24 protein-coding genes and 1 pseudogene are annotated in these 25,163 nt (G+C 66.8%); 3 read left to right on the forward strand and 22 right to left on the reverse strand.

The window, feature by feature from the left end:
- Positions 1-12: 12 nt before the first annotated feature.
- The 7 genes from pyrF to pyrR form a co-directional block, all read right to left on the reverse strand.
- Complete coding sequence (pyrF, locus tag SLQ30_RS01295; RefSeq protein WP_319445034.1) at positions 13-828, reverse strand: orotidine-5'-phosphate decarboxylase; 816 nt, start codon at positions 826-828, stop codon at positions 13-15.
- Positions 825-4,169, reverse strand: a complete 3,345-nt coding sequence (gene carB / locus SLQ30_RS01300; RefSeq protein WP_319445035.1) for a carbamoyl-phosphate synthase large subunit — start codon at positions 4,167-4,169, stop codon at positions 825-827. The genes pyrF and carB overlap by 4 nt, the downstream gene beginning before the upstream one ends.
- Before the next feature lie 71 nt (positions 4,170-4,240).
- The gene (carA, locus tag SLQ30_RS01305; protein WP_319445036.1) at positions 4,241-5,377 is read right to left on the reverse strand and encodes a glutamine-hydrolyzing carbamoyl-phosphate synthase small subunit; all 1,137 of its coding nucleotides are present in this window, start codon (positions 5,375-5,377) and stop codon (positions 4,241-4,243) included.
- The gene (locus tag SLQ30_RS01310; protein ID WP_319445037.1) at positions 5,374-5,910 is read right to left on the reverse strand and encodes a transporter; all 537 of its coding nucleotides are present in this window, start codon (positions 5,908-5,910) and stop codon (positions 5,374-5,376) included. Before SLQ30_RS01310 ends, carA begins: the two co-directional genes overlap by 4 nt.
- Before the next feature lie 19 nt (positions 5,911-5,929).
- Complete coding sequence (locus tag SLQ30_RS01315) at positions 5,930-7,222, reverse strand: dihydroorotase (RefSeq protein WP_319445038.1); 1,293 nt, start codon at positions 7,220-7,222, stop codon at positions 5,930-5,932.
- The gene (locus SLQ30_RS01320; protein ID WP_319445039.1) at positions 7,219-8,169 is read right to left on the reverse strand and encodes an aspartate carbamoyltransferase catalytic subunit; all 951 of its coding nucleotides are present in this window, start codon (positions 8,167-8,169) and stop codon (positions 7,219-7,221) included. Before SLQ30_RS01320 ends, SLQ30_RS01315 begins: the two co-directional genes overlap by 4 nt.
- Positions 8,170-8,202: 33 nt before the next feature.
- On the reverse strand, positions 8,203-8,775 hold the full coding sequence (gene pyrR / locus SLQ30_RS01325; RefSeq protein ID WP_319445040.1) for a bifunctional pyr operon transcriptional regulator/uracil phosphoribosyltransferase PyrR: 573 nt from the start codon (positions 8,773-8,775) through the stop codon (positions 8,203-8,205).
- Between the two features lie 114 nt (positions 8,776-8,889).
- Between pyrR and SLQ30_RS01330 the strand changes: the two genes are divergently transcribed.
- Positions 8,890-10,095: a serine hydrolase domain-containing protein gene (locus SLQ30_RS01330; RefSeq protein ID WP_319445041.1), complete on the forward strand. Its 1,206-nt coding sequence runs from the start codon at positions 8,890-8,892 to the stop codon at positions 10,093-10,095.
- A gap of 21 nt (positions 10,096-10,116) precedes the next feature.
- Here the strand turns inward: SLQ30_RS01330 and SLQ30_RS01335 are convergent, their stop codons facing one another.
- Positions 10,117-10,422 (reverse strand): SDR family NAD(P)-dependent oxidoreductase, encoded by a 306-nt coding sequence (locus SLQ30_RS01335; protein WP_319445042.1) that lies wholly within the window; start codon positions 10,420-10,422, stop codon positions 10,117-10,119.
- A 91-nt stretch (positions 10,423-10,513) separates the two neighbouring features.
- Here SLQ30_RS01335 and SLQ30_RS01340 point away from each other — a divergent pair, with 91 nt between their 5' ends.
- On the forward strand, positions 10,514-11,755 hold the full coding sequence (locus SLQ30_RS01340; RefSeq protein ID WP_319445043.1) for an FAD-dependent monooxygenase: 1,242 nt from the start codon (positions 10,514-10,516) through the stop codon (positions 11,753-11,755).
- A 252-nt stretch (positions 11,756-12,007) separates the two neighbouring features.
- On the opposite strand, the gene SLQ30_RS01345 is transcribed toward SLQ30_RS01340, so the two are convergent.
- The 4 genes from SLQ30_RS01345 to SLQ30_RS01360 form a co-directional block, all read right to left on the reverse strand.
- Entirely contained in the window at positions 12,008-12,559 is a 552-nt protein-coding gene (locus SLQ30_RS01345; RefSeq protein ID WP_319445044.1) for a hypothetical protein, read from the reverse strand.
- Positions 12,559-13,047 carry a transcription antitermination factor NusB gene (nusB, locus tag SLQ30_RS01350; RefSeq protein ID WP_319445045.1) on the reverse strand — a complete coding sequence of 163 codons (489 nt, stop codon included), beginning with the start codon at positions 13,045-13,047 and terminating at the stop codon, positions 12,559-12,561. Before nusB ends, SLQ30_RS01345 begins: the two co-directional genes overlap by 1 nt.
- Positions 13,048-13,070: 23 nt before the next feature.
- Positions 13,071-13,634 (reverse strand): elongation factor P, encoded by a 564-nt coding sequence (efp, locus tag SLQ30_RS01355; RefSeq protein WP_319445046.1) that lies wholly within the window; start codon positions 13,632-13,634, stop codon positions 13,071-13,073.
- Between the two features lie 126 nt (positions 13,635-13,760).
- Positions 13,761-14,855: a Xaa-Pro peptidase family protein gene (locus SLQ30_RS01360; protein ID WP_319445047.1), complete on the reverse strand. Its 1,095-nt coding sequence runs from the start codon at positions 14,853-14,855 to the stop codon at positions 13,761-13,763.
- A 33-nt stretch (positions 14,856-14,888) separates the two neighbouring features.
- Here SLQ30_RS01360 and SLQ30_RS01365 point away from each other — a divergent pair, with 33 nt between their 5' ends.
- Positions 14,889-15,455 (forward strand): B-4DMT family transporter, encoded by a 567-nt coding sequence (locus SLQ30_RS01365; RefSeq protein ID WP_319445048.1) that lies wholly within the window; start codon positions 14,889-14,891, stop codon positions 15,453-15,455.
- 22 nt (positions 15,456-15,477) lie between these two features.
- Here the strand turns inward: SLQ30_RS01365 and aroQ are convergent, their stop codons facing one another.
- The 10 genes and pseudogenes from aroQ to alaS form a co-directional block, all read right to left on the reverse strand.
- Complete coding sequence (gene aroQ, locus SLQ30_RS01370) at positions 15,478-15,906, reverse strand: type II 3-dehydroquinate dehydratase (protein WP_319445049.1); 429 nt, start codon at positions 15,904-15,906, stop codon at positions 15,478-15,480.
- Positions 15,903-16,982, reverse strand: coding sequence for a 3-dehydroquinate synthase (gene aroB / locus SLQ30_RS01375; RefSeq protein WP_319445050.1), 1,080 nt, complete (start codon positions 16,980-16,982; stop codon positions 15,903-15,905). Before aroB ends, aroQ begins: the two co-directional genes overlap by 4 nt.
- Before the next feature lie 130 nt (positions 16,983-17,112).
- Positions 17,113-17,619, reverse strand: a pseudogene (locus SLQ30_RS01380) (shikimate kinase); the annotation flags it as partial.
- Positions 17,619-18,815 (reverse strand): chorismate synthase, encoded by a 1,197-nt coding sequence (aroC, locus tag SLQ30_RS01385; RefSeq protein WP_319445052.1) that lies wholly within the window; start codon positions 18,813-18,815, stop codon positions 17,619-17,621. The pseudogene SLQ30_RS01380 and the gene aroC, both read right to left, overlap by 1 nt.
- Before the next feature lie 63 nt (positions 18,816-18,878).
- Positions 18,879-19,382 (reverse strand): GNAT family N-acetyltransferase, encoded by a 504-nt coding sequence (locus SLQ30_RS01390; RefSeq protein WP_319445053.1) that lies wholly within the window; start codon positions 19,380-19,382, stop codon positions 18,879-18,881.
- Positions 19,383-19,398: 16 nt separating this feature from the next.
- On the reverse strand, positions 19,399-19,827 hold the full coding sequence (locus SLQ30_RS01395) for an A24 family peptidase (RefSeq protein ID WP_319445054.1): 429 nt from the start codon (positions 19,825-19,827) through the stop codon (positions 19,399-19,401).
- Positions 19,828-19,842: 15 nt separating this feature from the next.
- On the reverse strand, positions 19,843-20,631 hold the full coding sequence (locus SLQ30_RS01400; RefSeq protein WP_319445055.1) for a shikimate dehydrogenase: 789 nt from the start codon (positions 20,629-20,631) through the stop codon (positions 19,843-19,845).
- A gap of 47 nt (positions 20,632-20,678) precedes the next feature.
- The gene (locus tag SLQ30_RS01405; protein WP_319445056.1) at positions 20,679-21,932 is read right to left on the reverse strand and encodes an endolytic transglycosylase MltG; all 1,254 of its coding nucleotides are present in this window, start codon (positions 21,930-21,932) and stop codon (positions 20,679-20,681) included.
- Positions 21,925-22,443, reverse strand: a complete 519-nt coding sequence (gene ruvX / locus SLQ30_RS01410) for a Holliday junction resolvase RuvX (RefSeq protein WP_319445057.1) — start codon at positions 22,441-22,443, stop codon at positions 21,925-21,927. Before ruvX ends, SLQ30_RS01405 begins: the two co-directional genes overlap by 8 nt.
- 4 nt (positions 22,444-22,447) lie before the next feature.
- The gene (alaS, locus tag SLQ30_RS01415; RefSeq protein WP_319445058.1) at positions 22,448-25,144 is read right to left on the reverse strand and encodes an alanine--tRNA ligase; all 2,697 of its coding nucleotides are present in this window, start codon (positions 25,142-25,144) and stop codon (positions 22,448-22,450) included.
- Positions 25,145-25,163: the final 19 nt, after the last annotated feature.

Consider the following 25,163-nt stretch of genomic DNA (forward strand, 5'->3'; position numbering starts at 1 on the left):
TCGATGACGCAGTCAGCCAGCCAGATAGGCGACCGCGTCCCGCATCCGCTCGCCTGCCGCTCGAACCGCCGCCACGTCCGGACCCGCTTGCAGGACTTCGCGCGACACCGCTGGCAGCAGCGTCCCTTCGACCGCTCCCCCAAGCCCCTTCAACGCCTCCGGCCGACCACCTTGGGCTCCCACTCCTGGCAACAGCACGGGGCCGCCAAGCGCACTCAGGTCGGGCACGTTCGACAGTGTCGCACCGACGACGACGCCAACGGAACCCGCACCGCGGGAGCAGTTCTCCGCGGCGACCGCATCGACGATCGACTGCGCAACGGTGCGTCCGTCCACGGTCGCCCGCTGCACGCTCGCGCCCTCGGGATTCGACGTCGCAGCCAGCACGAACACGCCGCGGCCATGCTGTGCCGCCGTGTCGAGCAAGGGTCGCAACGAACCGAACCCTAGATACGGCGACGCGGTCACGGCGTCACTTGCGAGTGGCGAATCACCCGCCCACGCGGCGGCATAGGCGGCCATCGTCGTACCGATGTCGCCGCGCTTGGCGTCGGAGAGCACCAGCACGCCCGCTTCCCGCAGCGCAGCGATGACGTACTCGAGTACGGAGTAACCTGCAGCGCCATACGTTTCGAAGAACGCCACCTGCGGCTTGACCACTGCGAAACCGGCGTAAGCCTGCACACAGACCTCGCAGAACGCGCGTAGTCCGTCGGCATCGGTCGGCAATCCCCATGCGGTCAGCAGCTCGGGATGCGGGTCGATGCCGAGACACAACGGACCCCGCGCGGACATCGCGTCGGCCAGTCGGGCCCCGAAGCCGGTCACGGCGTCGCGCTCAGCTGACTGTGCAGCTCCTGCAGTGAGCGCACCCCGATGTCGCCACGAATGCCCGCCTCGATCCCCTGCACCGCAGCGGACGCCCCTTGCACCGTGGTCACGCACGGGATGTTCATGGCGACGGCGGCCGAACGGATCTCGTAACCGTCGACGCGCGGACCGGAGTTGCCGTATGGCGTGTTGATCACCATGTCGACCTCTCCGGCGCGGATGGCGTCCACCGCCGACAACGCGGGGCGGTCGGCACTCGGGGCTTCGAAGTGCTTGCGCACCTCGTCGCACGGAATGCCGTTGCGGCGCAGCATCTCCGCGGTGCCCTCGGTCGCCAATACCCGGAACCCGAGGTCGGCGAGCCGCTTCACCGGGAACACCAGCGAGCGCTTGTCACGATTGGCCACGGAGACGAACACCGTGCCTTCGGCGGGCAACGAACCGTATGCCGCAGTCTGACTCTTGGCGAAGGCGGTACCGAAGTCACGGTCGATGCCCATGACCTCACCGGTCGACTTCATCTCCGGACCGAGCAGCGAGTCCACCTGTGTGCCATCCGACTTGCGGAACCGGTGAAACGGCAGCACTGCTTCCTTCACCGCGATCGGCGCATTCGGCGTGACATTGGACCCATCGCCGGTCGCCGCGAGCACGCCCTCTTCGCGAAGCTGGGCAATGGTGGCGCCCAGCATGATTCGGGCGCACGCCTTGGCCAGCGGCACCGCGGTCGCCTTCGACACGAATGGCACGGTGCGGCTGGCACGCGGGTTGGCCTCGAGCACGTAGAGCACGTCGTCCTTCAGTGCGTACTGCACGTTCAGCAGGCCCACCACCCCGATGCCGTGGGCAATCGCCTCGGTGGCGTGCCGCACCGCGGCGATGTCCTGACGGCCCAGGGTGACCGGCGGCAGCGCACAGGCCGAGTCGCCGGAGTGGATACCGGCCTCCTCGATGTGCTCCATCACGCCACCGATGTACACGTCGGTGCCGTCGCACAATGCGTCGACGTCGATCTCGATCGCGTCCTCGAGGAACCGGTCGACGAGCACCGGGTGCTCGGGTGAGAGTTCGGTGGCACGGGTGATGTAGCCGCGCAGCGTCTCGTCGTCGTAGACGATCTCCATGCCGCGTCCGCCGAGCACGTACGACGGCCGCACCAAAACCGGGTAGCCGATATCAGCGGCGATGCGGCGGGCCTGCTCGAAACTGGTGGCCATCCCGAAGCGGGGCGCGGGCAGGCCCGCGTTCTTGAGCACCTCGCCGAATTCGCCGCGGTCCTCGGCCAGGTCGATCGCCTTGGGGCTGGTGCCGACGATCGGCACACCAGCATCTGCGAGCCGCTGTGCAAGGCCGAGCGGCGTCTGTCCGCCAAGCTGGACGATCACGCCGACGACACCGGGACCTCCGGCACCCGAGGCAGATTCGGCGTAGTACACCTCGAGCACGTCCTCGAACGTCAAGGGCTCGAAGTACAGCCGATCGGCGGTGTCGTAGTCGGTCGACACCGTCTCCGGATTGCAGTTCACCATGACGGTCTCGAACCCGACCTCACTCAAGGTCGTCGCCGCATGCACGCAGCTGTAGTCGAACTCGATGCCCTGGCCGATGCGGTTGGGACCCGAACCGAGGATGAGCACCTTCGGCCGTTCGGTCTGCGGAGCCACCTCCGTCTCGGCCGCAGGATCCGACTCGTAGCTGCTGTAGTGATACGGCGTCTTCGCCTCGAACTCGGCGGCGCACGTGTCGACGGTCTTGTAGACGGGGTGAACACCCAACCTGCGCCGCAGCGTCCGCACTCCGTCCTCACCGGCGAGTTCCGGTCGTAGGGCGGCGAGTTGGCGGTCAGACAACCCGCTGTGCTTGGCGTGTCGCAACAACTCCTCGTCGAGTACGGGGGCCTCGATCAGTTCGGCCCGTAGCTCGACCAGACCGGCGATCTGCTCGACGAACCAGGGGTCGACACCGGAGGCGGCCGCGACCCGTTCCACAGTCGCGCCGAGCCGCAGGGCCAGCTCGATGTCGTAGAGGCGCCCGTCAGTCGGTGTCTCGAGGCCTTCGAGCAGCTCCTCCACCGACGCGTCAGGATCGGGTCCGGTCCAGAAGCCTGCCCGTCCCGTCTCCAGGGACCGCATGACCTTGCCCAACGCCTCGATGAAGTTGCGGCCCAACGACATCGCCTCGCCCACAGACTTCATCGTGGTCGTCAGCGTGGGATCAGCACCCGGAAACTTCTCGAACGCGAACCGTGGCGCCTTGACCACGACGTAGTCGAGCGTCGGCTCGAAGCAGGCCGGGGTCTCCTTGGTGATGTCGTTGACGATCTCGTCGAGCGTGTAGCCGATGGCCAACTTGGCGGCGATCTTGGCGATCGGAAAGCCGGTGGCCTTGGACGCCAACGCACTCGACCGCGACACCCGAGGATTCATCTCGATGACGACCAGTCTTCCGTCCGCCGGATCTACCGCGAACTGGATGTTGCAGCCACCGGTGTCGACGCCGACCTCGCGCAGGATCGCTATGCCGAGGTCGCGCATCTTCTGGTACTCGCGGTCGGTCAGTGTCATCGCAGGCGCCACCGTGACGGAGTCGCCCGTGTGCACGCCCATCGGGTCGAAGTTCTCGATCGAACAGACGACGACGACGTTGTCCTTGCCGTCACGCATCAGCTCGAGCTCGAATTCCTTCCAGCCGTAAATGGATTCCTCGATGAGCACATTGGCACTCGGCGAGGCTGCCAGCCCGTCGCCAGCCATCCGGACCACGTCCTCGGCCGAGTGGGCCATGCCCGAACCCAGTCCGCCCATGGTGAACGAGGGCCGGACGACGACGGGCAGGCCAAGTTCCTCGACGGTCTCGCGGACCTCGTCCATGGTGAAGCACACCCGCGACTTCGCCGACTCGCCACCGACTTTGGCGACGATGTCCTTGAACTGCTGCCGGTCCTCGCCGCGCTGGATGGCCTCGAAGTCGGCACCGATGAGCTCGACGTCGTACTTCTCCAGGATGCCCAGATCGTGGAGGCCGACGGCGGTGTTTAGCGCGGTCTGCCCTCCGAGCGTGGCCAGCACGGCGTCGATCTTGTTGCCGCGCTCGGCTTGTTGCGCCAGCACCTTCTCCACGAACTCCGGAGTGATCGGCTCGACGTAGGTGTTGTCGGCGTACTCCGGGTCGGTCATGATCGTCGCCGGATTCGAATTGATCAGGCTGACCTGTAGACCCTCGGCTCGCAGCACACGGCAGGCCTGGGTACCTGAGTAGTCGAACTCACAGGCTTGCCCGATGACGATCGGTCCAGAGCCGATGACGAGCACGTGATTGAGATCGGCGCGACGCGGCATCTACTTCTCCCCCGCCAGTGTGCGGTTTCGTATGCGACACGCCACGTTGGGCGTTTGGATCCGCACGGTCACTACTTGTCTCCTGCCATGAGGTCGACGAACTGGTCGAACAGGTACTCCGCATCGTGCGGTCCGGCCGCCGCCTCCGGGTGGTATTGCACCGAAAATGCTCTTCCGTCAACGAGTTTGATGCCTTCCACGACACCGTCGTTGGCGCACGTGTGGCTGACTACGGCACGCCCGAACGGCGTGTCGAACTCTTCACCAGCCTCGCCTTCGAGCGCGAATCCGTGGTTCTGCGCGGTGACCGCCACGCGGCCGGTGGCGTGGTCCATCACCGGGATGTTGATGCCTCGGTGGCCGAACGTCATCTTGTACGTAGCCCTGCCCAGCGCACGGCCGAGCAGCTGATTGCCGAAGCAGATGCCGAACAACGGAATCCCGGCGCTGAGCACCTCCCGGGTGAGCGCCACCACCTGGTCGGCGGTTGCCGGGTCGCCAGGCCCGTTCGACAGGAAGACTCCGTCCGGATTCACGGCGGTGAGCTGCTCGAACGTCGTCGACGAGGGCAGTACGTGCGTGCGGATGCCGCGGTTGGCGAAGTTCCGCGGCGTGTTCGTCTTGATGCCAAGGTCCAGTGCAGCGACGGTAAAGCGTTGTGGTCCATCGGGATCCACCACGTAGGCCGCCTCCGTGCTGACTTCGCCCGCGAGGTCGGCGCCCAACATCGAGGGTTGGCTGAGCACTCTGCTGACCAGCACGTCCGCGTCGGCGAGCGCACCGCCGGAGAAGACGCCTGCCTTCATCGAGCCGGCCGTGCGGAGGTGGCGAACCACGGCGCGGGTATCTATGCCCGCGATGCCGACGATGCCCTGCCGGACGAGTTCGTCATCGAGCGTTCCGGTGGCCCGCCAGTTCGACGCTCGCGGCGAGGGGTCGCGCACGGCGTATCCGGCCACCCAGATCTTGTCGCCCCTACTTTCGGCGTCCTCGCCATTCCAGCCCGTGTTACCGATCTGCGGTGCCGTCGCGACGACGATCTGACCGTGGTAACTGGGGTCGGTCAAAGTCTCCTGATAGCCGGACATTCCGGTGGAGAACACCGCCTCGCCCAAGGTCTGGCCGACCGCCCCGAACGGAGTTCCGGTGAATACCTTGCCGTCCTCCAACACGAGCACGGCCCGACCGGTGACGTTCTTGCTGCTCACGCAACGTCCTCCTCTACCCAATTGGCGAGATCCCTGCGATCGTCGCTGCGGAATCCGGTGTCGATCTCGGTGCCCGACGGGAGTTTCCATCGGATGGCCAGGATGCCGTCGTGCGTGAGGGCCTTGCCTGCGATACCCCGCTCCGTCCGGAGTGCGATGATCGACTCGTTGGGGATCCAGATCGGCGTCGCACCGACGCGTTGCACCATGATGCCCTCGGGGTAGCGCGTCAGCGTCGCCTTACTGCGGAAGCCGAGGTCACCGACCACGACCCGATCCAGCCAGCTCGGCGGTGCGCCGCTGCCCCGAAGGGCATCCAGGTCGGCGATGGTGCTCCCCACGTACAGCCCCTTGGTCGCCGGAATGATCGCGGGCCCAACGGTATCCGGCAGCGCAGGCAACCGACCGATGGACTTGACCTGGCGCTGCGCCCGATGCAGCCAACCCTGCATCATCCGACGGATCAGGAAGGCGATCAGCAGCACCAGCAGCGCCGCCATGATCAGCGAGGCGACGAGCGTGCCGGTATTCATGCGCGATCCCGCTGGGCGTTCACGCCGGACTCTTCCCGTCGCGCGCAGTGACCTTGCCGCGCAACAACGTCAGCGTTACGGAGGCGGGCAAGGTCATCGATTCGTACGGGGTGTTGTCCGATCGACTGGCCAAGGTCGCCCCGTCGACGGTCCAGGTCGCGTCCGGATCGATCACCGTCACGTTGGCGGGCTCACCGACTTCGAGTGGGCGGCCCTGGTCGGCCAACCCGACGATGCGTGCGGGCGCTTCGCTCATCACCCGGGCGACGTCGCGCCAGGTCAATAGGCCTGGGCGCAACATGGTTTCGACGACGACCGACAGCGCGGTCTGCAGGCCGAGCATGCCCGGCCTTGCGGCGGCGAACTCGCACATCTTCTCGTGCTCGGCGTGCGGAGCGTGATCGGTCGCGACACAGTCGATGATGCCGTCCGCCAGAGCCTGGCGCAGCGCCAGCACATCGCTGGCTTCACGTAGCGGTGGGTTCACCCGGTTGCGCCCGTCGTAGGTCTGCAGTCGGGTGTCATCGAGCAGAAGGTGATGCGGTGTCACTTCGGCTGTGATCGAAATCCCCTGCGCCTTAGCCCATCTGACGAGTTCGACAGTGCCAGAGGTGGAGGCGTGGCAGATGTGCACCCGCGCTCCCGCATCGCGAGCGAGCAGTGCATCGCGCGCGACGATCGATTCCTCGGCGGCGCGTGGCCAACCGGCAAGGCCGAGCCGCGCCGCATTGGGTCCCTCGTGCGCGACGGCGCCGACCGTGAGCCGCGGCTCCTCGGCATGTTGGGCGATGAGCACGCCCAAACCGCTTGCGTACTCGAGCGCCCGACGCATGATCAACGGGTCGTGCACGCAGATGCCGTCGTCCGAGAACATCCGGACCTGTCCCACCCCTGCGGCCATCATGCCCATCTCGGTGAGCTGTGTGCCGGCCAACCCGACGGTCACCGCCCCGACCGGGTGTACATCGACCAGCCCGACCTGCTGCCCGCGATGCCAGACGTGGTCGGTGACCACCGGGCTGTCGGCGACCGGGCTGGTGTTAGCCATGGCGAACACCGCGGTGTAGCCGCCGAGTGCGGCTGCCGCCGAACCAGTTTCGATGTCCTCGGCGTACTCGCGGCCGGGCTCGCGTAGGTGGGTGTGTAGGTCGACGAAGCCGGGCAGCAATACCTGCCCGTGCGCGTCGACGACTTCTGCATCCTTCGGCGCCTTGAGCGCGGAACCGATGCCCGCAAACTGGCCGTCGGCGACGAGCACGTCGACGGGATCACCTTCGCCGTAGGGGCGCACGCCGCGGATTAGAAGACTCATGCGCTGATCGCCTCTCGCTCGGCTCCGACCAGCAAATGGAACAGCACCGCCATCCGCACGTGGACCCCGTTGGAAACCTGTTGCAGCACCGCCGATTGCGATGAATCCGCCACCGACGACGAAATCTCCATACCGCGCAGCATCGGTCCGGGATGTAGTACCACCGCGTTGGGAGCCAACTGAGTCTGGCGCTTCTCGGACAATCCGTAGCGCACCGAGTACTCCCTGGCCGATGGGAAGAAGCCGCCGTTCATCCGCTCGGCCTGGACCCTCAACATCAACACGGCGTCGGCGGCGGGCAACTCGGCGTCGAGGTCGTGCGAGACGCTCACCGGCCAGTCGGCGACTCCAAGCGGTAGGAGCGTCGGCGGGGCAACGAGCACCACCTCGGCGCCCATGGTCGCCAGCAGCAGCACGTTCGAGCGCGCCACTCGGCTGTGCAGGACGTCGCCGACGATCACTACGCGCTTGCCCTCGATGCTTCCGAGTCGTTGCCGGATCGTCAGTGCGTCGAGAAGCGCCTGCGTCGGGTGCTCGTGGGTGCCGTCACCGGCATTGATGACGCTGGGTCCCCCGTCGGCTTCCGCGGTCCACTCCGCAAGCTGTTGTGCCGCACCGGAAGCCGGATGCCGGATGATCAAGGCGTCGGCCCCAGCCGCGCGCAGCGTTAGCGCGGTGTCGCGCAGGGACTCTCCCTTGGCCACCGACGACCCCGATGAGCTGACGTTGATCACGTCGGCGCTCATCCACTTGCCCGCCACCTCGAACGAGACCCGGGTCCGCGTCGAGTTCTCGTAGAACATCGTGATCACCGTGCGACCGCGCAGGGTCGGAAGTTTCTTGACCTCGCGACCTACCAGCGCCTCGCGGAAGCGGTCGGCGTCGTCGAGGATTGCGGTTGCCTCGTCGCGGGTCAGGTCGGCTGCGGACAGCAGATGTCTCGGCATTAGCGCTTCACCCTTCGCTCTTCGCGCAAGCGCTCATCGGAGCGGCCCCCCTGTATTTGCGATCAGGACTCCGTCTCGGCCGTCGTGTTCGGCCAGCAGCACTTTGATGTTGTCGTTGCGGGAGGTCGGCACGTTCTTGCCGACGTAGTCGGCGCGGAGCGGCAGTTCGCGGTGACCACGGTCGACCAGGGCGGCCAGTTGCACCGCGCGCGGCCTGCCGACGTCGCGCAGCGCGTCGAGTGCGGCCCGCACGGTGCGTCCGGAGTAGAGCACGTCGTCGACGAGCACCACGACCGCGTCGTCGACGCCGCCCTCAGGAATCGACGTGTCCTCGAGCGGACGGGGTGGCTTGAAGTTCAAGTCGTCGCGGTAGAGCGTGACGTCGAGCGCCCCTGCCGCGACAGCGACCGAGGAGAACTCGGTGATGTTGTGTGCGAGCCGCGCGGCCAGCGTGACACCGCGGGTGGGGATGCCGAGCAGAACCACGCGCGGCGCGTCGGTGCCGTCAAGCGCGGTCTTCTCGATGATCTGATGCGCGATGCGAGAAATGGTCCGGCTCACGTCCGCGGCGGACATCAATTCCCGGTCGGGGCTGGAGGCAGCCATGTGTGACCCGGACCTCCTTCTCCGCCTCTCGGGACGGATCGTTAAAGGACGTCGAACTGCCGGGCAGCCTAGCATCCCGCGAGCCGGTCACGAAGCGCTGGCTAGGCTGGCCCGGTGAATCTTGACGGCAACCACGCGTCCATCTCCGAGGTCATCGACGGGGGGCTGCTCGCGGGCGCGGTCACGATGGTCTGGCAGGCCGGACAGGTACTCCAGGTCAACGAACTCGGGTACCGCGACGTCCACGCGGGACTGCCGATGCAGCGCGACACCATCTTTCGGATCGCGTCGATGACCAAACCGATCACGGTGGCGGCGGCGATGGCGGTTGTCGAGGAGGGCAAGTTCGCGCTGTCCGATCCCATCGCGCCCTATATCCCCGAGCTCGCAGACGTGGCCGTGATGGCCGATCCGGGCGGGCCACTCGAGAAGACGGTGCCGCTGCGCAGGCCGATCACCTTCGACGACCTCATGACCCACCGCAGCGGCCTCGCGTATGCATTCTCGGTGGGACCGCCGCTCGGACGGGCGTACGGACGGCTGATGCACCGCCAGGATCAGGACCACTGGCTGGCCGAGTTGGCGGCGCTGCCGTTGGCTCACCAACCCGGTGACCGGCTGACGTACAGCCACGCGACCGACGTGCTTGGCATCGCACTGTCGCGTATCGAGGGCAAGCCGCTCGCGGAGGTGCTGTCGGACCGGATCTTCGGGCCACTCGGCATGGTCGACACCGGGTTCGCCGTGTCTCCCGCGGGGCGTAGGCGCGCGGCGACCATGTACAAGCTCGACGCGAACAATCGACTCAGCGACGACGCGATGGGGCCGGCTCCGGTGACGCTGCCTACGTTCTGCGCAGGCGGAGCGGGGCTGTGGTCGACGGTCGACGACTATCTGGCGTTCGCGCGCATGCTGCTCGGGTTCGGAACCGTCGACGGCGTGCGGGTGTTGTCGGAGGACTCGGTCCGGTCGATGCGCACCGACCGGCTCACCGAGGAACAGAAGCGCCACCCGTTTCTGGGCATGCCCTATTGGCGGGGTCGCGGCTTCGGGTTGAACTTGTCGGTGGTCACCGATCCCGCGCAGTCGCGCCAGCTGTACGGACCGGGCGGGCTCGGCGCGTTCAACTGGCCCGGCGCCTACGGCACGTGGTGGTTGGCGGATCCGTCGAATGACGCCATCCTCTTCTACCTGATCCAGAACATGCCCGACCTCAGCAGCGACGCGGCCGCCTCCGTCGCGGGCAACACGTCACTGGCCAAACTGCAGGCCGCCCAGCCCAGATTCGTTCGCCGCACTTACCAGGCGTTGGAGGCCTGAATCTCGCGGGAGGTGGTGGGGTCAGGCCGACGCGCGCAACGTCGCATCCTGAGCGCGGACGACGGTGTCGATGCGACCGAATCGGTCGAGCACCCGCTCGGTCATGCGACTCCATTGGCGCTGGTCGGTGGTATCGCCCGCGATGACCATCACCTGATCGGCGGAGTAGCCGTGCATGACCCTGACCACGTCGCCGGGGTGACGAGCTACCACCGCGACCCGACGGCCGTCGGCCAGTAGCCCGCGCGCCAGCTGATATCCGGCGTCGGTGTCACCGTCCAGTACGAGGACGACTGTGGTTGCGGTATCGGCTATCTCGCGGCTCATAGCGTCAGTCAACGCCCGTGACCTTGGCGCGCGATGTGGACGCCGTGTGCGATGGGCAAGAATCACCCGGCCTTGCCCACGCGGAATGCGTATGACATACGCTTTAGCTCATGCCCAACCAACCGTGCTCATCAGCGGTGCCGGGATCGCCGGACCCACGCTGGCGTTCTGGCTGAACCGCTCCGGATATCGCGTGATCGTCGTAGAACTCGCATCGGGTATTCGTCCCGGCGGCCAAACGGTCGATCTCCGCGGCGTCGGACGCCACGTCGTCGAGCGGATGGGCCTCCTTGACCAGATGACCTCGTTGGCGCTCGACCAGGCGGGCGCCGCATGGGTGAGGGCAGACGGCAGTCGGCGCGCCGAGATGCCCGTCACCGCGTTCGACGGCAACGGGCTGGTCAGCACGGTCGAAATCCTGCGCGGTGACATCGCCGAGGTGCTCTACACCGCGACCGTCGAGCAGACCGAGTACCGATTCGATTGCCGCATCGATGAATTGACTCAGGATGCCGACGGAGTTCACGCCACGCTGTCGGACGGCTCGACCGTCACCGCAGACCTCGTGGTCGGCGCCGACGGTGCGCACTCCGCAGTACGGAAGCTCGTATGGGGGCCCGAGGAACAATTCGTCAAACCCCTTGGCGGATACCACGCGTGGTTCACCGCGCCGGACACCGTCGGGCTCGACGGCTGGTTCCTCCTCTATCAGGAACCAGGGCTCGTCACGTCGATGCGACCCGACCACGACATCCGACTCTCGAAGGCCGGCTTAGCCTTTCGCTCCGAGCCGATCGACTACGACCGCAAGGATGTCGATGCCCAGCGGCGGCTAGTCGAGCAGAAGTTCGCCACCGCGGGCTGGGAATCGGCCGCACTGCTTGCCGCGGCGCGAACGGCGGAGGACTTCTACTTCGACGCGTTCGTCCAAGTGCACATGGACTCGTGGTCGTCGGGCCGTGCCACCCTGGTCGGGGACGCAGGCTATTGCGCGTCGCCGCTCAGCGGCATGGGTACCGCACTCGCGCTCGTCGGGGCATATGTCCTCGCAGGCGAACTGGGCCCGGCAGGCGACGGATTGTCATCACCGCGACTGGCCGAAGCGTTGGCCCGGTACGAGGCCCACATGCGGCCGTTCGTCGCCAACGTGCAGAAGCTCCCTGCTGGAATCGACGGCTATGCGCCAAAGTCCAACGCGGACATTGCGATCAACGCATCGGTGATGAAGTGGATGCAGCGCTGGCCGTTCCGCCCCATCGCCAACCGCTTGTGGATGAGCAAGGCGGATTCCATCGAACTGCCGGACTACCCATCCGGCGGGGCAGAAGCGTAGCCACCCGGGGAGCGGGCTGACACCGGCAACCCCTCGTCGCCGGTGTCAGTCCCCCCCGCCCCTTCACGTCACGTTCGCGGCACCGCCGACAAGGCCGGCATCCCGAAATGCCGGCGTCGCCGATGTCATTGATCGCTTCGGTGACGTAAAGCGTGTTACCAGGAGATCGTCGGCCAGTAACCCGCGCCGCACTTGAGTAGTGGCCTACTCGAATTTGGGATCGGACGAACGTCGGTACTCAGGTAGCGGCGGTCACATCGACCGCGACAACACCCGTCCGAACTGCAGCAGCCGCTCCATTTGAGCCAGTCCGCCGCTGTCGACCGTTTTCACGTACCGGAAGGACTCGCAGAACAACTCCGTGTCGACGGCGGTCTTCTGGCGCGAGCGGGTCAGTAACTGCGTGTACATCCGCAGCCGAACCTCCGCGAGCCTGCGGGTGCCGTCGTCGAGCACCTCGAACTCCGTGGTCAAGATGTGATCGGTGATGGTGGACAGGAGAATTGTCCGCACCGAGGCGTCCAGATGATGCCTGCGCGGCTCGTCGTCATCGTCGTCGGACCCGGTCGACCCGTCGTCGGCCCGCCAGATGATCAGCCGCCGCCCGTCGGTGAGCACGACTTCCTGCCAGAGCGCGTCACCCGAGAACTCGCTGGTGACGCCTCGCGACATGATGAACGACTTGACCACCGGGAAGTCCACCAGCGAACGCAGCTGATCCAGGGCCAGGTCCGGGTCGCGCAGATATACCTTGGCCGCGTCTTCCAGGCTCGAGTACGGAGCCCAGTCCTGCGGCACCACCATCAGACGCCCTCGGGGCCGCGGACCGCCTCCTGCACCGCCTGCGCTGCTGCCCGAATCTGTGGCGTCACCAACATGACCTGGCCGAGCACGCCGTTGACGAACGCGGGCGAGTCATCGGTGGAGAGTTTCTTCGCCAGCTCGACGGCCTCGTCCACCGCTACCGGCTCGGGTACGTCCTCGGCGTGCAGAAGTTCCCATACCGCCACGCGCAGGATCGCCCGGTCGACGGCGGGCAGCCGCTCCAACGTCCAACCCTGCAGGTGAGCAGAAATCAGGTCGTCGACGTGGGCGGCGTGCTCAGTGACCCCATGGGCCACCGTCACCGTGTAAGGGTTGAGCGCGGATACTTCGGAATCGCTTTCCGCGAACGTGTTTCGCGAGTCGGCCACCTCGGCGGGCGTCAACCCGCGGGCCTCGGCCTCGAACAGCACGTCGACGGCGCGCTTGCGGGCCTGATGGCGGCCCCGGTCCGAGCGACGGTCAGGCATGAAGCTGGTTAGGCAGCGGGGTGTTAGGCATTGACTCGGCCCAGGTAACTGCCGTCGCGGGTATCGACCTTCAGCTTGTCGCCGGTGTTGATGAACAGGGGCACCTGCAGCTCGGCACCGGTCTCGACGGTGGCCGGCTTGGTGCCCGCGCTGGACCGGTCGCCCTGAAGGCCCGGCTCGGTGTGTGTCACGACGAGCTCCACGGTCGTCGGCAGTTCGAGGTACAGCGGAGCGCTCTCGTGGAAGGCGATCTGCACCGGCATGCTCTCCAACAGGAAATCCGAGGCCTCGCCGACGAGCGCCTCCGTCAGCGGGTGCTGCTCGTAGTCCTCTGAGTCCATGAACACGAAGTCGCTGCCGTCGCGGTACAGGTAGGTGGCGTCGCGCCGGTCGACCGTTGCAGTCTCCACCTTCACGCCGGCGTTGTAGGTCTTGTCGACGACCTTGCCCGTGAGCACGTTCTTGAGTTTGGTCCGCACGAATGCCGGGCCTTTACCAGGCTTGACGTGCTGAAACTCGACGATTTGCCACAGCTGGCCGTCGATCTGCAGGACGAGCCCGTTCTTGAAGTCTGCGGTCGAAGCCACGTTCGGTACAACTCCTAGCTATCCATCTGAAGAATTCTGTGCAGGCGTCGATCGCTCGATCTCGCCGTGCTGGTGCCCTGCCATCCTGGCAGATGATCGCCGAGTCGAAGAATCAGGCCGCTTCCGTCAACCCAGCACAGCCAGTTCCTTGGGGAAGCGGGTGAGCAACTCGGGTGTGCACGCGGCGTCACGGCCCACGACCAGTGTGTCTTCGATGCGCACTCCGCCTCGGCCAGGCAGATAAACCCCGGGCTCTACGGTCACCGCGGAGCCTGCAAGCAGCGTGCCTGGGGCCGACGCGCTGATTCCAGGGGCCTCGTGGATCTCTAGTCCTACGCCATGTCCCAGTCCGTGCCCGAAGTTCTCTGCGTACCCGGCATCAGCGATCACCTTCCGCGACGCGCCGTCGACGTCCTTCAAGACGGCTCCGGGCGCCAACGCTTCGCGGCCCGCCCGCTGCGCGGTGGCGACGATGTCGTAGACCTCCCGCTGCCACTGTGCGACCGGCGCAAGAACGAAGGTGCGGGTCATGTCGGAGTGATAACCGGCGACCAGCGCGCCGAAGTCGATCTTCACGAAGTCACCCGCAGCGAGCACGGCATCAGTGGGCCGATGGTGAGGGATGGCGGAGTTCGTGCCCGCCGCGACGATGGTTTCGAACGAGATCCCATCCGCGCCGTGATCGAGCATCCGCGACTCGAGCTCGCGGCCCACCTCCTTCTCGGTCCGGCCTGGCCGCAATCCGCCGGCCTCCACCAGGTCGAGCAGCGCGGCGTCGGCGGCCTCACAGGCCAGCCTGAGCAGTGCGAGCTCGCCCGCGTCCTTGACCTCACGCAGCACCTCCACGGTGCCTGCGGCCCGGACGAACTCGAGGTCGGGGGCGGCACGCTGAAGGATCGCGTAGTTGTCGACGGTGACGACGTGGCTCTCGAAGCCCAGCCGGCGCACCCCATCGAGGGCCGCCCTGGCGGCGAGTGCAGGTCCGCAGGCGCGTTCGATGACGACTTCGGCGTCGGGCGACTGCAGCGCGGCCTGAGTTCGATAGCGCCCGTCGGTCGCCAGCACCGGCGTTTCGTCGTCGGCACGGACCAGCAGCGCCGCGTTGGACCCGGTGAAACCGGACAGATAGCGCACGTTGACCAGGTCCGTTACCAGCAGCGCATCCAATTCGGCCGCGGCCAAACGGCGCCGCAATAAGTCCCTGCGGTGGGAAATCGTCACGGGGGTTGACGCTACTCGCTACGCTGTTGCCCCATGAGTAAGTGGCTGCTGCGCGGACTGGTGTTCGCGGCGTTGATGGTGTTCGTCCGATTGCTTCAGGGCGTGCTGATCAACGCCTTGGATACGTGGGCCCTCACGATCAGCGTCACGCTGGTCATCTTGTTCGCACTTGTCGCGCTCTTCTGGGGAACCGCTGACGGGCGCGCCGACGCCCAGGCCAACCCCGACCCCGACCGTCGTGGGGACCTGGCGATGACGTGGCTGCTGGCCGGCCTCGTCGCCGGCATCCTCAGCGGCCTGGTGTCGTGGGTGATCGCGCAGTTCTACGACAACCTCTACGCCGAGGGGCTGCTCAACGAAGTCACGACCTTCGCCGCGTTCACCGCGCTGGTGGTGTTCGTCGCGGGCGTCGCAGGCGTCGCGCTGGGCCGGTACCTGGTGGACCGCAAGGCCGGGCCGTTCGTGCGCCAGCGCATCGATAACGACCGTGCCGACACCGACGTGTTCGAGGCGGTGCGGGAGGACGGACAGGAGACCGTGCACGCCGGCGCGCCAGCCAGCGAGGAGACCACCCCGGTCAACCTCGAGAAGAACCCCTAGCCGCTCGCGGCTAGATGCCCCCTTAGCCGCCCTCGGCTAAATAACGAAGCGCCAGCAGGTAGCCCTGCACCCCGAGTCCGACGATCACTCCGGTCGCCAGGGCGCTCAGGTACGACGAGTGTCGAAACTCTTCGCGCGCATGCACGTTGGAGATGTGCACCTCGATCAATGGCGCACGCAGTTCGGCGCACGCATCGCGCAGGGCGATGGACGTGTGGGTCAGCGCACCAGCGTTGAGCACCACCGGCTCCCCCGCGTCGGCCGCGTCGTGAATCCAGTTCAGTAATTCCGCTTCGCTGTCGGATTGGCGCACCCGGACGTCCAGCCCGAGCTCCGCGGCTTCGTGTTCGATGAGCGCTACCAAATCGCCATACGTGGTGCTGCCGTAGACCTCTGGCTGGCGACGGCCCAGCCTGGCCAGGTTCGGCCCGTTGATCACGTTGACGGTCATGCGGCTCCGATCTCCGAGTAGGCGGCGGCCAACAGTGCCGGGTCTGGACCTTCGAGCCGTCCGGGCTTGGCCAGCCCGTCGAGCACGACGAACCGCAGTACGCCCGAGCGCGTCTTCTTGTCGCCTGCCATGTATTCGAGCAGTTGCGGCAGTGCGTCGACGTCGTAGGAAACGGGCAGCCCGAGCGAGGTGAGAATGGCCCGGTGCCGAGCGGCGGTCTCGTCGTCGAGTCGCCCCGCCAGCCGACCGAGCTCGGCGGCGAAGACCAGCCCCACCGACACGGCAGCCCCGTGGCGCCAGCGGTACTGTTCGCGGCGTTCGATGGCGTGGGCGAGTGTATGGCCGTAGTTGAGGATTTCGCGTAGCGCGGATTCCTTCTCGTCGGCGGCGACCACTTCAGCCTTGACGGCGATCGCGCGCCGAATCAGTTCCGGCAGCACGGCTCCCGTTGGGTCGAGCGCGGCCTCCGGGTCGGCTTCGATCAACTCGAGGATGACCGGGTCGGCGATGAAGCCGGCCTTGACGACTTCGGCCATGCCGGCAATTATCTCGTTGCGCGGCAAGGTTTCCAGAGTCGCCAGGTCGACCAGCACGGCGAGCGGCTGGTGGAACGCGCCGACCAGGTTCTTTCCCGCGTCGGTGTTGATCCCGGTCTTGCCGCCGACGGCCGCGTCCACCATTCCGAGCAGGGTGGTCGGCACGTGCACGATGTCGATGCCGCGTAGCCAGGTTGCAGCGGCGAAGCCTGCCACGTCGGTGGCCGCTCCCCCGCCGAGGCTCACGATGGCGTCCTTGCGCCCAATTCCGATGCGGCCCAACACTTCCCAGATAAAGCCGAGCACGGGCAATTCCTTGCCGGCCTCGGCATCGGGAATTTCGATGCGATGTGCGTCAATACCCTTGTCGGACAGATGACTTCGGATGGCCTCGGCAGTTCGGTTGAGCGCGGGCTGATGCAGGATCGCCACCTTGTGACGACCGTCGAGCGTGCGGGTGAGGTCTTCGAGCAAGCCCCGGCCGATGACAACGGGATACGGCCGCTCGACGAGGACGTCGACGGTCACAGGTTCAGTCATTGCGTGCTTCCGCTCGACGGGCCAACGCCGCCGGACTCGGCGGAGCCTCGGTGGTGGGGGCCGGATTCAGGACAGTGGGCAGCCGCCGCCATGCGGGCCGCCGCTTGCGCGCAGTCTGCTGTCGACCGCAGGAGGCCGCTTCCAGCTTGTGCACGATGTGGCGCACCACCGCGCCGGGATTGCGTCGGTTGGTGTTTATCCGAATGGTTGCGACCTTGCGGTACAACGGGACACGTTGCGACATCAGGGTGCGGAACTTCTCGGCCGGATCGTCGCCGGCAAGCAACGGGCGGACCGTACTTCCAGACGTGCGCCGGATACCTTCGGCCGCACTGATTTCGAGATACACGACGGTGTGGCCGGCAAGGGCGTCGCGGACCTCCGGTGAGGTGACGGCACCACCGCCGAGCGACACGACACCTTCGTGTTCGGCCAACGCCTTCCGCACCACCTCGACCTCGATGCGACGGAACTCCGCTTCGCTCTCGAGGAAGATCTCGGGGATGGTGCGGCCAGTAGTCTCGACGATCTGGACGTCAGTGTCGAGCAGCGGAACGTCGAGCGCCTTGGCCAGCCTGCGCCCGATGGTCGACTTGCCCGAACCCGGCATGCCAACCAGCACCGCCTTGGGCGCCATCAGTCCGCGACCTCGGCTGGCCGGCGCGAAGCGATCGCCTTGAGATAGCCGTCGACGTTGGAACGGGTTTCGCCGAGTGAGTCGCCGCCGAACTTCTCCAGCGTGGCCCGTGCGAGCACCAGCGCCACCATGGTCTCGACGACCACACCCGCGGCGGGCACCGCGCACACGTCTGAGCGCTGGTGGATGGCAACGGCCTCTTCGCCTGTGGCCATGTCGATGGTGGCCAGCGCCCGCGGCACCGTCGAGATCGGCTTCATCGCGGCCCGCACGCGCAGAGCCTGGCCGTTGGTCATGCCGCCCTCGAGTCCACCGGCCCGGTTGGTCGACCGCATCACGCCATCGGAACCGGGGTAGATCTCGTCATGGGCGACGCTCCCGCGGCGACGCGCGGTTTCGAAACCGTCTCCGATCTCGACGCCCTTGATGGCCTGAATGCCCATCACGGCGGCGGCGAGTTGGCTGTCCAGCCGGTTGTCCCCGCTGGTGAAGGAGCCCAACCCGACGGGCAGGCCGTCGGCGACCACCTCGACGATTCCGCCGAGCGTGTCGCCGTCCTTCTTGGCCGCTTCGATCTCGGCGATCATGGACTGCTCAGCTTCCTCGTCAAACGCGCGGACCGGACTGTCGTCGATCGCGGGCAAGTCAGCGGGCCCTGGTGGCGGGCCGTCGTAGGGCTTCGATGCGCCGATCGAGACGACGTGCGACAACACGTCGACGCCGAGCGCCTGTCGGAGAAACGCGCGCGCGATGGTCCCAGCGGCGACCCTGGCCGCGGTCTCGCGCGCGCTGGCGCGTTCGAGCACGGGCCTCGCGTCGTCGAAGCCGTACTTCAACATGCCCGCGTAGTCGGCATGCCCGGGCCGCGGTCGAGTCAAGGGTGCGTTGCGCGCGACGTCCAGGTCAGCGGCGGCCACCGGATCTGCGGCCATCACCGTTTCCCACTTCGGCCACTCGGTGTTGCCGATCTGGATCGCGATGGGGCCACCGAGCGTGAGGCCGTGGCGCACCCCGGCCAGGATGGTGACCTCGTCGGCTTCGAACTTCATCCTGGCGCCGCGGCCGTAGCCGAGCCTGCGCCGCTGCAACTCTGCTGCGATGTCCGCCGAGGTGATGGCGACACCCGCAACCATGCCTTCGACCAAGGCCACCAAGGCCCGGCCATGGGATTCACCAGCTGTGGTCCATCGCAACACGCGTCCCATCTTCCCATGACGGGGTCGGCCCAGCGAAAACTGTCGAGTAAGCCGCCCATTCCGTCAGGCCAGCGTGCACTGCAACAACACCGTGTCGATCCACCGGTCGTGCTTGTATCCGACGCGGGTCAGCCGCCCGGCATCGACGAAGCCGAACCGATGGTGCAGTTCGACCGAGGCCGGATCCCCAGTGTCGGCGATCACCGCGATCACTTCCCGGAGGCCTGCGCTGCGGCATGCGTCGAGCAGCGCCGTCATGAGTTCGGTGCCGCATCCCTGGCCGACGGCCCACGGCGCGACGTAGACGGAGTCCTCGACGGTAGAACGGTAGGCGGGGCGTGTCTTCCACGGCGCGCAGTAGGCGTAGCCGGCCAGACTTCCGGCACGTTCAGTGACAAGAAAGGGCAACCCGGCCTCGGTGATCGCGTCGAACCTCCTGGCCCATTCCGCCCGGTCGGGTGCGTCCAGTTCGAACGTGGCGACGCTGGTGTCGACGTAGTGGGCATAGAGCGCTGCGATGGCGTCGAGGTCGGTCTGTGACGCAGTACGGACGGATGACTCTGGCATCCGCCCAACCGTATGGCTACCCAATCACTAGCGCGACCGCAGCCAGCGCGGAGACGCACATCGACGGCCCGTGCGGCACGGTGGCCGACCGCCTGCCCACGACGACGAGCACGGCCCACAACGCGGTCAGCAGCGGAGCGGTCACCGCGGCCAGGACCCACACGTCGACACCGAACGCACCAGTGAGCGCGCCAACGCCCAGCGCCAACTTGACGTCACCCGCGCCAAGTCCCGCAGGCGTGACGACGTGCACGGCGAGATAGACCAAGACCAGCGCGGCGCACCCTGCCGCCGCAGGCACGCCGCGTCCCATCGCGGCCGCCGCAAGGAGTACTGCCACCGCACCCGGCAGCGTCAGAGCGTTCGGGAGCCTGCGCTGCCGGATGTCGAAGCCGCTCAGTGCCAGCATCCACACGATCAGCACGACGGCGGCCCCGACCCCCATCAACCGAGGCTAACGTCAGCCAAGGGCGGCGCTCATCACCTCTTTCGGGGCTGGCTGCCCGGTGAATTGTTCGACCTGCGCGAAGGCCTGGTGCAACAACATCTGCAGTCCGCTGACGACGCGGCCGCCTGCCGCAGCCACCGATTGAGCCAGTGGCGTCGGCCAGGGGTCGTATATCGCGTCGAGTAGCAGCGGAACGCCGCGCACGGTGGCGGCATACTGCGCGGCGACCTCGGCGGGCAAGGTGCTAACGACGACGTCGACGCCGACGATCGGGGCTCCCAACGCGATCCATCGCGCTTCGATACCGAGCCGACTGCCGAGTGCCACCAGCGGTCGTGCCTTGTCGGGATTGCGGGCGACGACGGTGAGGTCGGTGATTCCGAGGTCCGCGAGGGCCACGACGGCTGCGGGTGCGGTACCGCCCGACCCCAACACGGCGGCCCGGCCGCCACTGCCGATTCCCGTCCCCAGCGCTCCCATCACCCCGTCGACGTCGGTGTTGTCGGCGCGCCAACCGGTTTCGGTCTGAACCAAGGTGTTCGCCGAACCGACCAGTTCGGCCCGCGGGGTGCGCTCAGCGGCGAATTGCAGCGCCGCAAACTTGCCCGGCATGGTCACCGACAACCCCACCCACTCGGGCCCGAATCCGCCGACCAGTGCGGGCAGTTCCGTTGCGCTGCACTCGATCCGCTCGTAGGTCCAGTCATCGAGGCCGAGCGCCCGATACGCGGCGAGGTGAAGCTGAGGGGAACGGGAATGCACGATCGGCGACCCAAGCACTGCGGCCTTGCGTGCGGTCATGCCCCGAACCGCCTATCGCGCGCTGTCTAATTGCGCTCTTCGCACGCTCATCGCGCGCTGTCGAGCACGCCGTTGCGTCGAGCCAGTTCGATGTTGGCCAGGTGCTGTGGGTAGTCGTGAGTGAACAACGTGGTGCCCTGGAGGTCGACGGTGACGAAGTACAGCCAGTCTCCGGGCTCGGGGTGTTCTGCGGCCGCAAGCGCCGGCTGGCCGGGTGAGCAGATCGGTGTCGCTGGAAGTCCTTCGCGCGCATAGGTGTTCCACGGCGTAGCGGCGGCGCGGTCGGCGTCTGTGGTGGCCACTTCTTGTCGGTCGAGCGAGAAGTTCACCGTCGAGTCGAATTCGAGTTTGCGGTGATCGGGCGCGACCAGCCGGTTGTAGATGACCCGGGCCACCTTCCCGAAGTCCTGCGGTTGGGACTCCTTCTGCACGAGCGACGCCACGGTCAGCACCTGGTAGGGCGACAGGTTCTGCTCCGCCCCCGCGTCGAGCAAACCCTCCTGCTCGTACTGACTGACGCTCGCGCCGATGAGCGTCGACAGCACCTGCTGCCCGGTGGCCGACGGGTCCACGTTCCACGTGCCCGGCGCGATGAGGCCTTCGATGCGCCGGTGGTCGGCACCAAGCGCCTTGACCGGACCCAGCGCCCAGTCCGGAATCGACAGCGCCGATGGCTCGGCCGTCTTGGCGGCCTGCTGCATGTCCTGCGCTTTCACGCACTGCGTGGTTCCGTCGAGGTTCACACAGGTGGCATCGGATATCAGCGAGAAGATGCCCTTCGTCACGGCCTTGGTCTTGACGTCGGTGACGTCGTCGAGTTGGCGACCCTCCGGGATGACAAGACGCCCGACTCGATTCTCCGGATCAGCAAGTCGCGCAACGGCATCGGACGCGGGGATCTCGGTACGCATCTTGTAGAACCCCGGCTGGATCGCGGCGATCGCGGTGTTCTGCGCGGCGGCCTCGACGAAGACCTTGACCGTGGCCACGACGTTCTTCTCGTGCAGGGTTTGCGCGATCGTCGTCGTGGAGTCGCCGTTGTGAACCTCGATGACCAGGTCCTTGGCGCCACCACCGGCGTAGTCGTCCCCGCCGCCGCCGAAGACGCCATGCCAGAGCCGGGACCCCAGGAAGACTGCGCCGATGACCACCACGATCAGCACCACCAGCGAGAAGCTGCTGACGAACCGTCGGCGCTTCTTGTCGCGCGTCGCCTTCACGCGCTGCGCTCGGCTCATTACCCGTCGCGGCCGGCCAACTGCCACCGGCTCCGGGCGTTCGCGAATCCACTCGTCAGGCACGCGGCGCTCCGTCGTGTTCAGCCAGCGCAGCCCGCCGCTGGTCCAGCCAGAACTGCAGAATTCCAACCGCGGCGACCTGATCGATCATCGCCCGCTGTCCCTTGGCGCGTACCCCGGCCTCGCGCAGTGAGCGTTGCGCCGTCACCGTCGTCAATCGCTCGTCAGCCAGCCGCACCGGAGTCGGAGCGATCCGTGCTGCCAGTTCGTCGGCCACCGCGATCGCGTCGATGGCCGACGGCCCGGTCCGATCGGCGAGGGTGCGCGGCAATCCGACGACGACTTCGACGGCACCGAGTTCGTCGACCAATTTCGCCAACCTCCGTATGTGCTTTTCGGTGCGGTCACGCCGCACGGTCTCTACGGGTGTCGCAAGCACACCGTCAGGGTCGGATGTCGCGACGCCGATGCGCACGGTGCCCACGTCGATGCCGAGCCTTCGCCCACGTCCGGGGTCTGGGGGATTCAAGGAGTCCCCGGGCCGGTCGGGTTGCCGGTCGCCGCTCTCAGCCACCCAGCTAGCTCCGGCCTACCTCGGCACGCAACGCGGCAAGTGCCGCGTCGATGCCCGAGGCGCCGCTACCGGAGCCCTGCGCAAGTTCTGCCTTGCCGCCCCCGCGGCCGTTTACTGACTGCCCCAGCGCCTTCACCAGATCGTTGGCGCTCAGCCCCAGGTCCTGGGCGGCCGCATTGACCGACACCACGTATGGCACCGAATCGTCTTCGCCCTCGGCGATCAATGCGACGACGGCAGGTTCTGATCCGAGCTTGCCGCGGATGTCGCCGACGAGGGACCGGAGGTCTCCCGCCGTTGTCTCGGCAGGCATCCGCTGCGCCACGACACGGACCTTACCGAGCAGCTCCGCTCCTGCGGCGGCGTTTACCGCAGCCGCGCGTGCGGTGGACAACCGCATGCGGTCCAGTTCCTTCTCGGCGACCCGCAGCCGTTCCACCAAATTCGCCACGCGGGCAGGCACCTCTTCGGAAGGCACCTTGAGCGATGACGCCAGCCCCGCCATGAGCGCGCGTTCCTTCGCGAGGTGCTTGAACGAGTCCAGCCCGACGTAGGCCTCGACACGGCGCACGCCCGATCCCACCGAAGACTCTCCGAGGATGGTCACGGGGCCGATCTGCGCCGAGTTGCGCACGTGGGTGCCGCCGCACAATTCCAGCGAGAAGGGTCCGCCGATCTCCACGACGCGCACTTCGTCGGGATAGTTCTCACCGAAGAGCGCCATCGCACCCATCGACTTGGCCGTCTCGAGTTCGGTATTGAAGGTCTTCACCTCGAAGTCGGCCTCGACCGCTTCGTTGGTGACCTCTTCAATCCGAGTCTTCTGTTCGTCGGAGAGCGCGCCCTGCCAGTTGAAGTCGAATCTGAGGTAGCCGGGCCGGTTGAGCGAGCCGGCCTGAACCGCGTTGGGGCCCAGCACCTGCCGCAGTGCGGCGTGCACCATGTGGGTGCCGGAGTGGCCCTGGGTGGCGCCGTGCCGCCACTTCGGATCAACCGCCGCGGCGACCGTGTCGCCCTCGACGAACTCGCCTGATTCGACGTTGACCCGGTGCACCCAAAGCGATTTGGCGATCTTCTGCACGTCAGTGACGGCGGCCCTGGCGGCTTCGCTCGAGCCCGTGCCTGCGATGGTGCCGACATCGGCGATCTGCCCACCGGACTCGGCGTACAACGGGGTGCGATCGAGCACCAATTCCACGCGGTCGGCCGCGGTCGCCTCGCCGCCGTGCGCGACGACGGGCACCCGCTTGCCATCCACGAATATCCCGAGAATTCGTGCGTCCGAGGTCAGTTCGTCGAAGCCGGTGAACTCTGTTGGGCCGGCGTCGACCAACTCGCGATAGGCGGTCAGGTCGGCGTGGGCGTGCTTGCGGACGGCGGCGTCGTCCTTGGCGCGCTTGCGCTGCTGCGCCATCAGGCCGCGGAAGCCCTCTTCGTCGACGCTGAGCCCGGCCTCGGCGGCCATCTCCAACGTGAGTTCGATCGGGAAGCCGTAGGTGTCGTGCAGCGCGAAGGCGTCGGTGCCGGACAGCACGGTGGCGCCCGACGACCTGGTGGTGTTGGCCGCGTCCTCGAACAACTTCGAACCCGAGGCCAGGGTGCGGTTGAATGCGGTCTCCTCCGCGACCGCGATGCGCTGAATGCGATCGAAGTCGGTGACGAGTTCGGGGTACGAGGGACCCATCGCGTCGCGCACCGTCAGCATCAGGTCGGCGACGATAGGGGTGTCGATGCCGAGCAGCTTGGCCGACCGGATGACTCGACGCAGCAAGCGGCGCAACACGTAGCCACGGCCGTCGTTGCCCGGACTGACGCCGTCGCCGATGATGATCGCCGCGGTGCGGCTGTGGTCGGCGATGACGCGGTAGCGCACGTCGTCCTCGTGGTTGCCCGCGCCGTACCCGCGCGGGGCGATGCCTGCGACGAGGTCGATGGCGGGCCGCATCAGGTCGGTCTCGTAGACGTTGTCGACGCCTTGCAGCAGGAAGGCCACCCGCTCGACACCCATGCCGGTGTCGATGTTCTTGCGCGGCAACGGCCCGAGAATGTCGAAGTCGGCCTTGCTGGTGCCCTCACCGCGCTCGTTCTGCATGAAGACGAGATTCCAGATCTCGATGTAGCGGTCCTCGTTGGCCTCCGGGCCACCCCCGATGCCGTACTCCGGCCCTCGGTCGACGTAGATCTCCGAGGACGGGCCGCACGGTCCGGGAATGCCCATCGACCAGTAGTTGTCGGCCATCCCGCGGCGCTGAATGCGCTCGAGCGGCAGCCCGGCCACTTCCTGCCACAGCGCGATTGCCTCGTCGTCATCGAGATATACTGTGGCCCATATTGTTTCGGGATCGAAGCCGTAGCCGCCCTGGTCCTGCGGATTGGTCAGCAGTGTCCAAGCGAACTCGATGGCGCCCTTCTTGAAGTAGTCGCCGAAAGAGAAATTGCCCGCCATCTGGAAGAACGTGTTGTGCCGGGTGGTGACCCCGACCTCGTCGATGTCGGGGGTTCGGATGCACTTCTGGATGCTCGTCGCCCGCTCCCACGGCGGGGTGCGCTGACCGAGGAAGAACGGGACGAACTGCACCATGCCGGCGTTGACGAATAAAAGATTGGGGTCGTCGAGGATCACCGAGGCGCTAGGCACCTCGGTGTGGCCTGCCTTCACGAAGTGATCAAGGAAACGCTTCCTGATCTCGTGTGTCTGCACGTGCTCGCTGTCCTTCTCG

This window comes from Mycobacterium sp. RTGN4 (assembly GCF_033804635.1).
Taxonomy (GTDB): Bacteria; Actinomycetota; Actinomycetes; order Mycobacteriales; family Mycobacteriaceae; genus Mycobacterium.

Bases quoted from the DNA above. Each gene is read 5' to 3' on its own strand.
- carB (WP_319445035.1), bottom strand. From the start codon at position 4,169: ATGCCGCGTCGCGCCGATCTCAATCACGTGCTCGTCATCGGCTCTGGA.
- SLQ30_RS01310 (WP_319445037.1), bottom strand. From the start codon at position 5,910: ATGAATACCGGCACGCTCGTCGCCTCGCTGATCATGGCGGCGCTGCTG.
- SLQ30_RS01315 (WP_319445038.1), bottom strand. From the start codon at position 7,222: ATGAGTCTTCTAATCCGCGGCGTGCGCCCCTACGGCGAAGGTGATCCC.
- SLQ30_RS01320 (WP_319445039.1), bottom strand. From the start codon at position 8,169: ATGCCGAGACATCTGCTGTCCGCAGCCGACCTGACCCGCGACGAGGCA.
- pyrR (WP_319445040.1), bottom strand. From the start codon at position 8,775: ATGGCTGCCTCCAGCCCCGACCGGGAATTGATGTCCGCCGCGGACGTG.
- SLQ30_RS01335 (WP_319445042.1), bottom strand. From the start codon at position 10,422: ATGAGCCGCGAGATAGCCGATACCGCAACCACAGTCGTCCTCGTACTG.
- SLQ30_RS01340 (WP_319445043.1), top strand. From the start codon at position 10,514: ATGACATACGCTTTAGCTCATGCCCAACCAACCGTGCTCATCAGCGGT.
- SLQ30_RS01345 (WP_319445044.1), bottom strand. From the start codon at position 12,559: ATGGTGGTGCCGCAGGACTGGGCTCCGTACTCGAGCCTGGAAGACGCG.
- nusB (WP_319445045.1), bottom strand. From the start codon at position 13,047: ATGCCTGACCGTCGCTCGGACCGGGGCCGCCATCAGGCCCGCAAGCGC.
- SLQ30_RS01365 (WP_319445048.1), top strand. From the start codon at position 14,889: ATGAGTAAGTGGCTGCTGCGCGGACTGGTGTTCGCGGCGTTGATGGTG.
- aroQ (WP_319445049.1), bottom strand. From the start codon at position 15,906: ATGACCGTCAACGTGATCAACGGGCCGAACCTGGCCAGGCTGGGCCGT.
- aroB (WP_319445050.1), bottom strand. From the start codon at position 16,982: ATGACTGAACCTGTGACCGTCGACGTCCTCGTCGAGCGGCCGTATCCC.
- SLQ30_RS01390 (WP_319445053.1), bottom strand. From the start codon at position 19,382: ATGCCAGAGTCATCCGTCCGTACTGCGTCACAGACCGACCTCGACGCC.
- SLQ30_RS01395 (WP_319445054.1), bottom strand. From the start codon at position 19,827: ATGGGGGTCGGGGCCGCCGTCGTGCTGATCGTGTGGATGCTGGCACTG.
- SLQ30_RS01400 (WP_319445055.1), bottom strand. From the start codon at position 20,631: ATGACCGCACGCAAGGCCGCAGTGCTTGGGTCGCCGATCGTGCATTCC.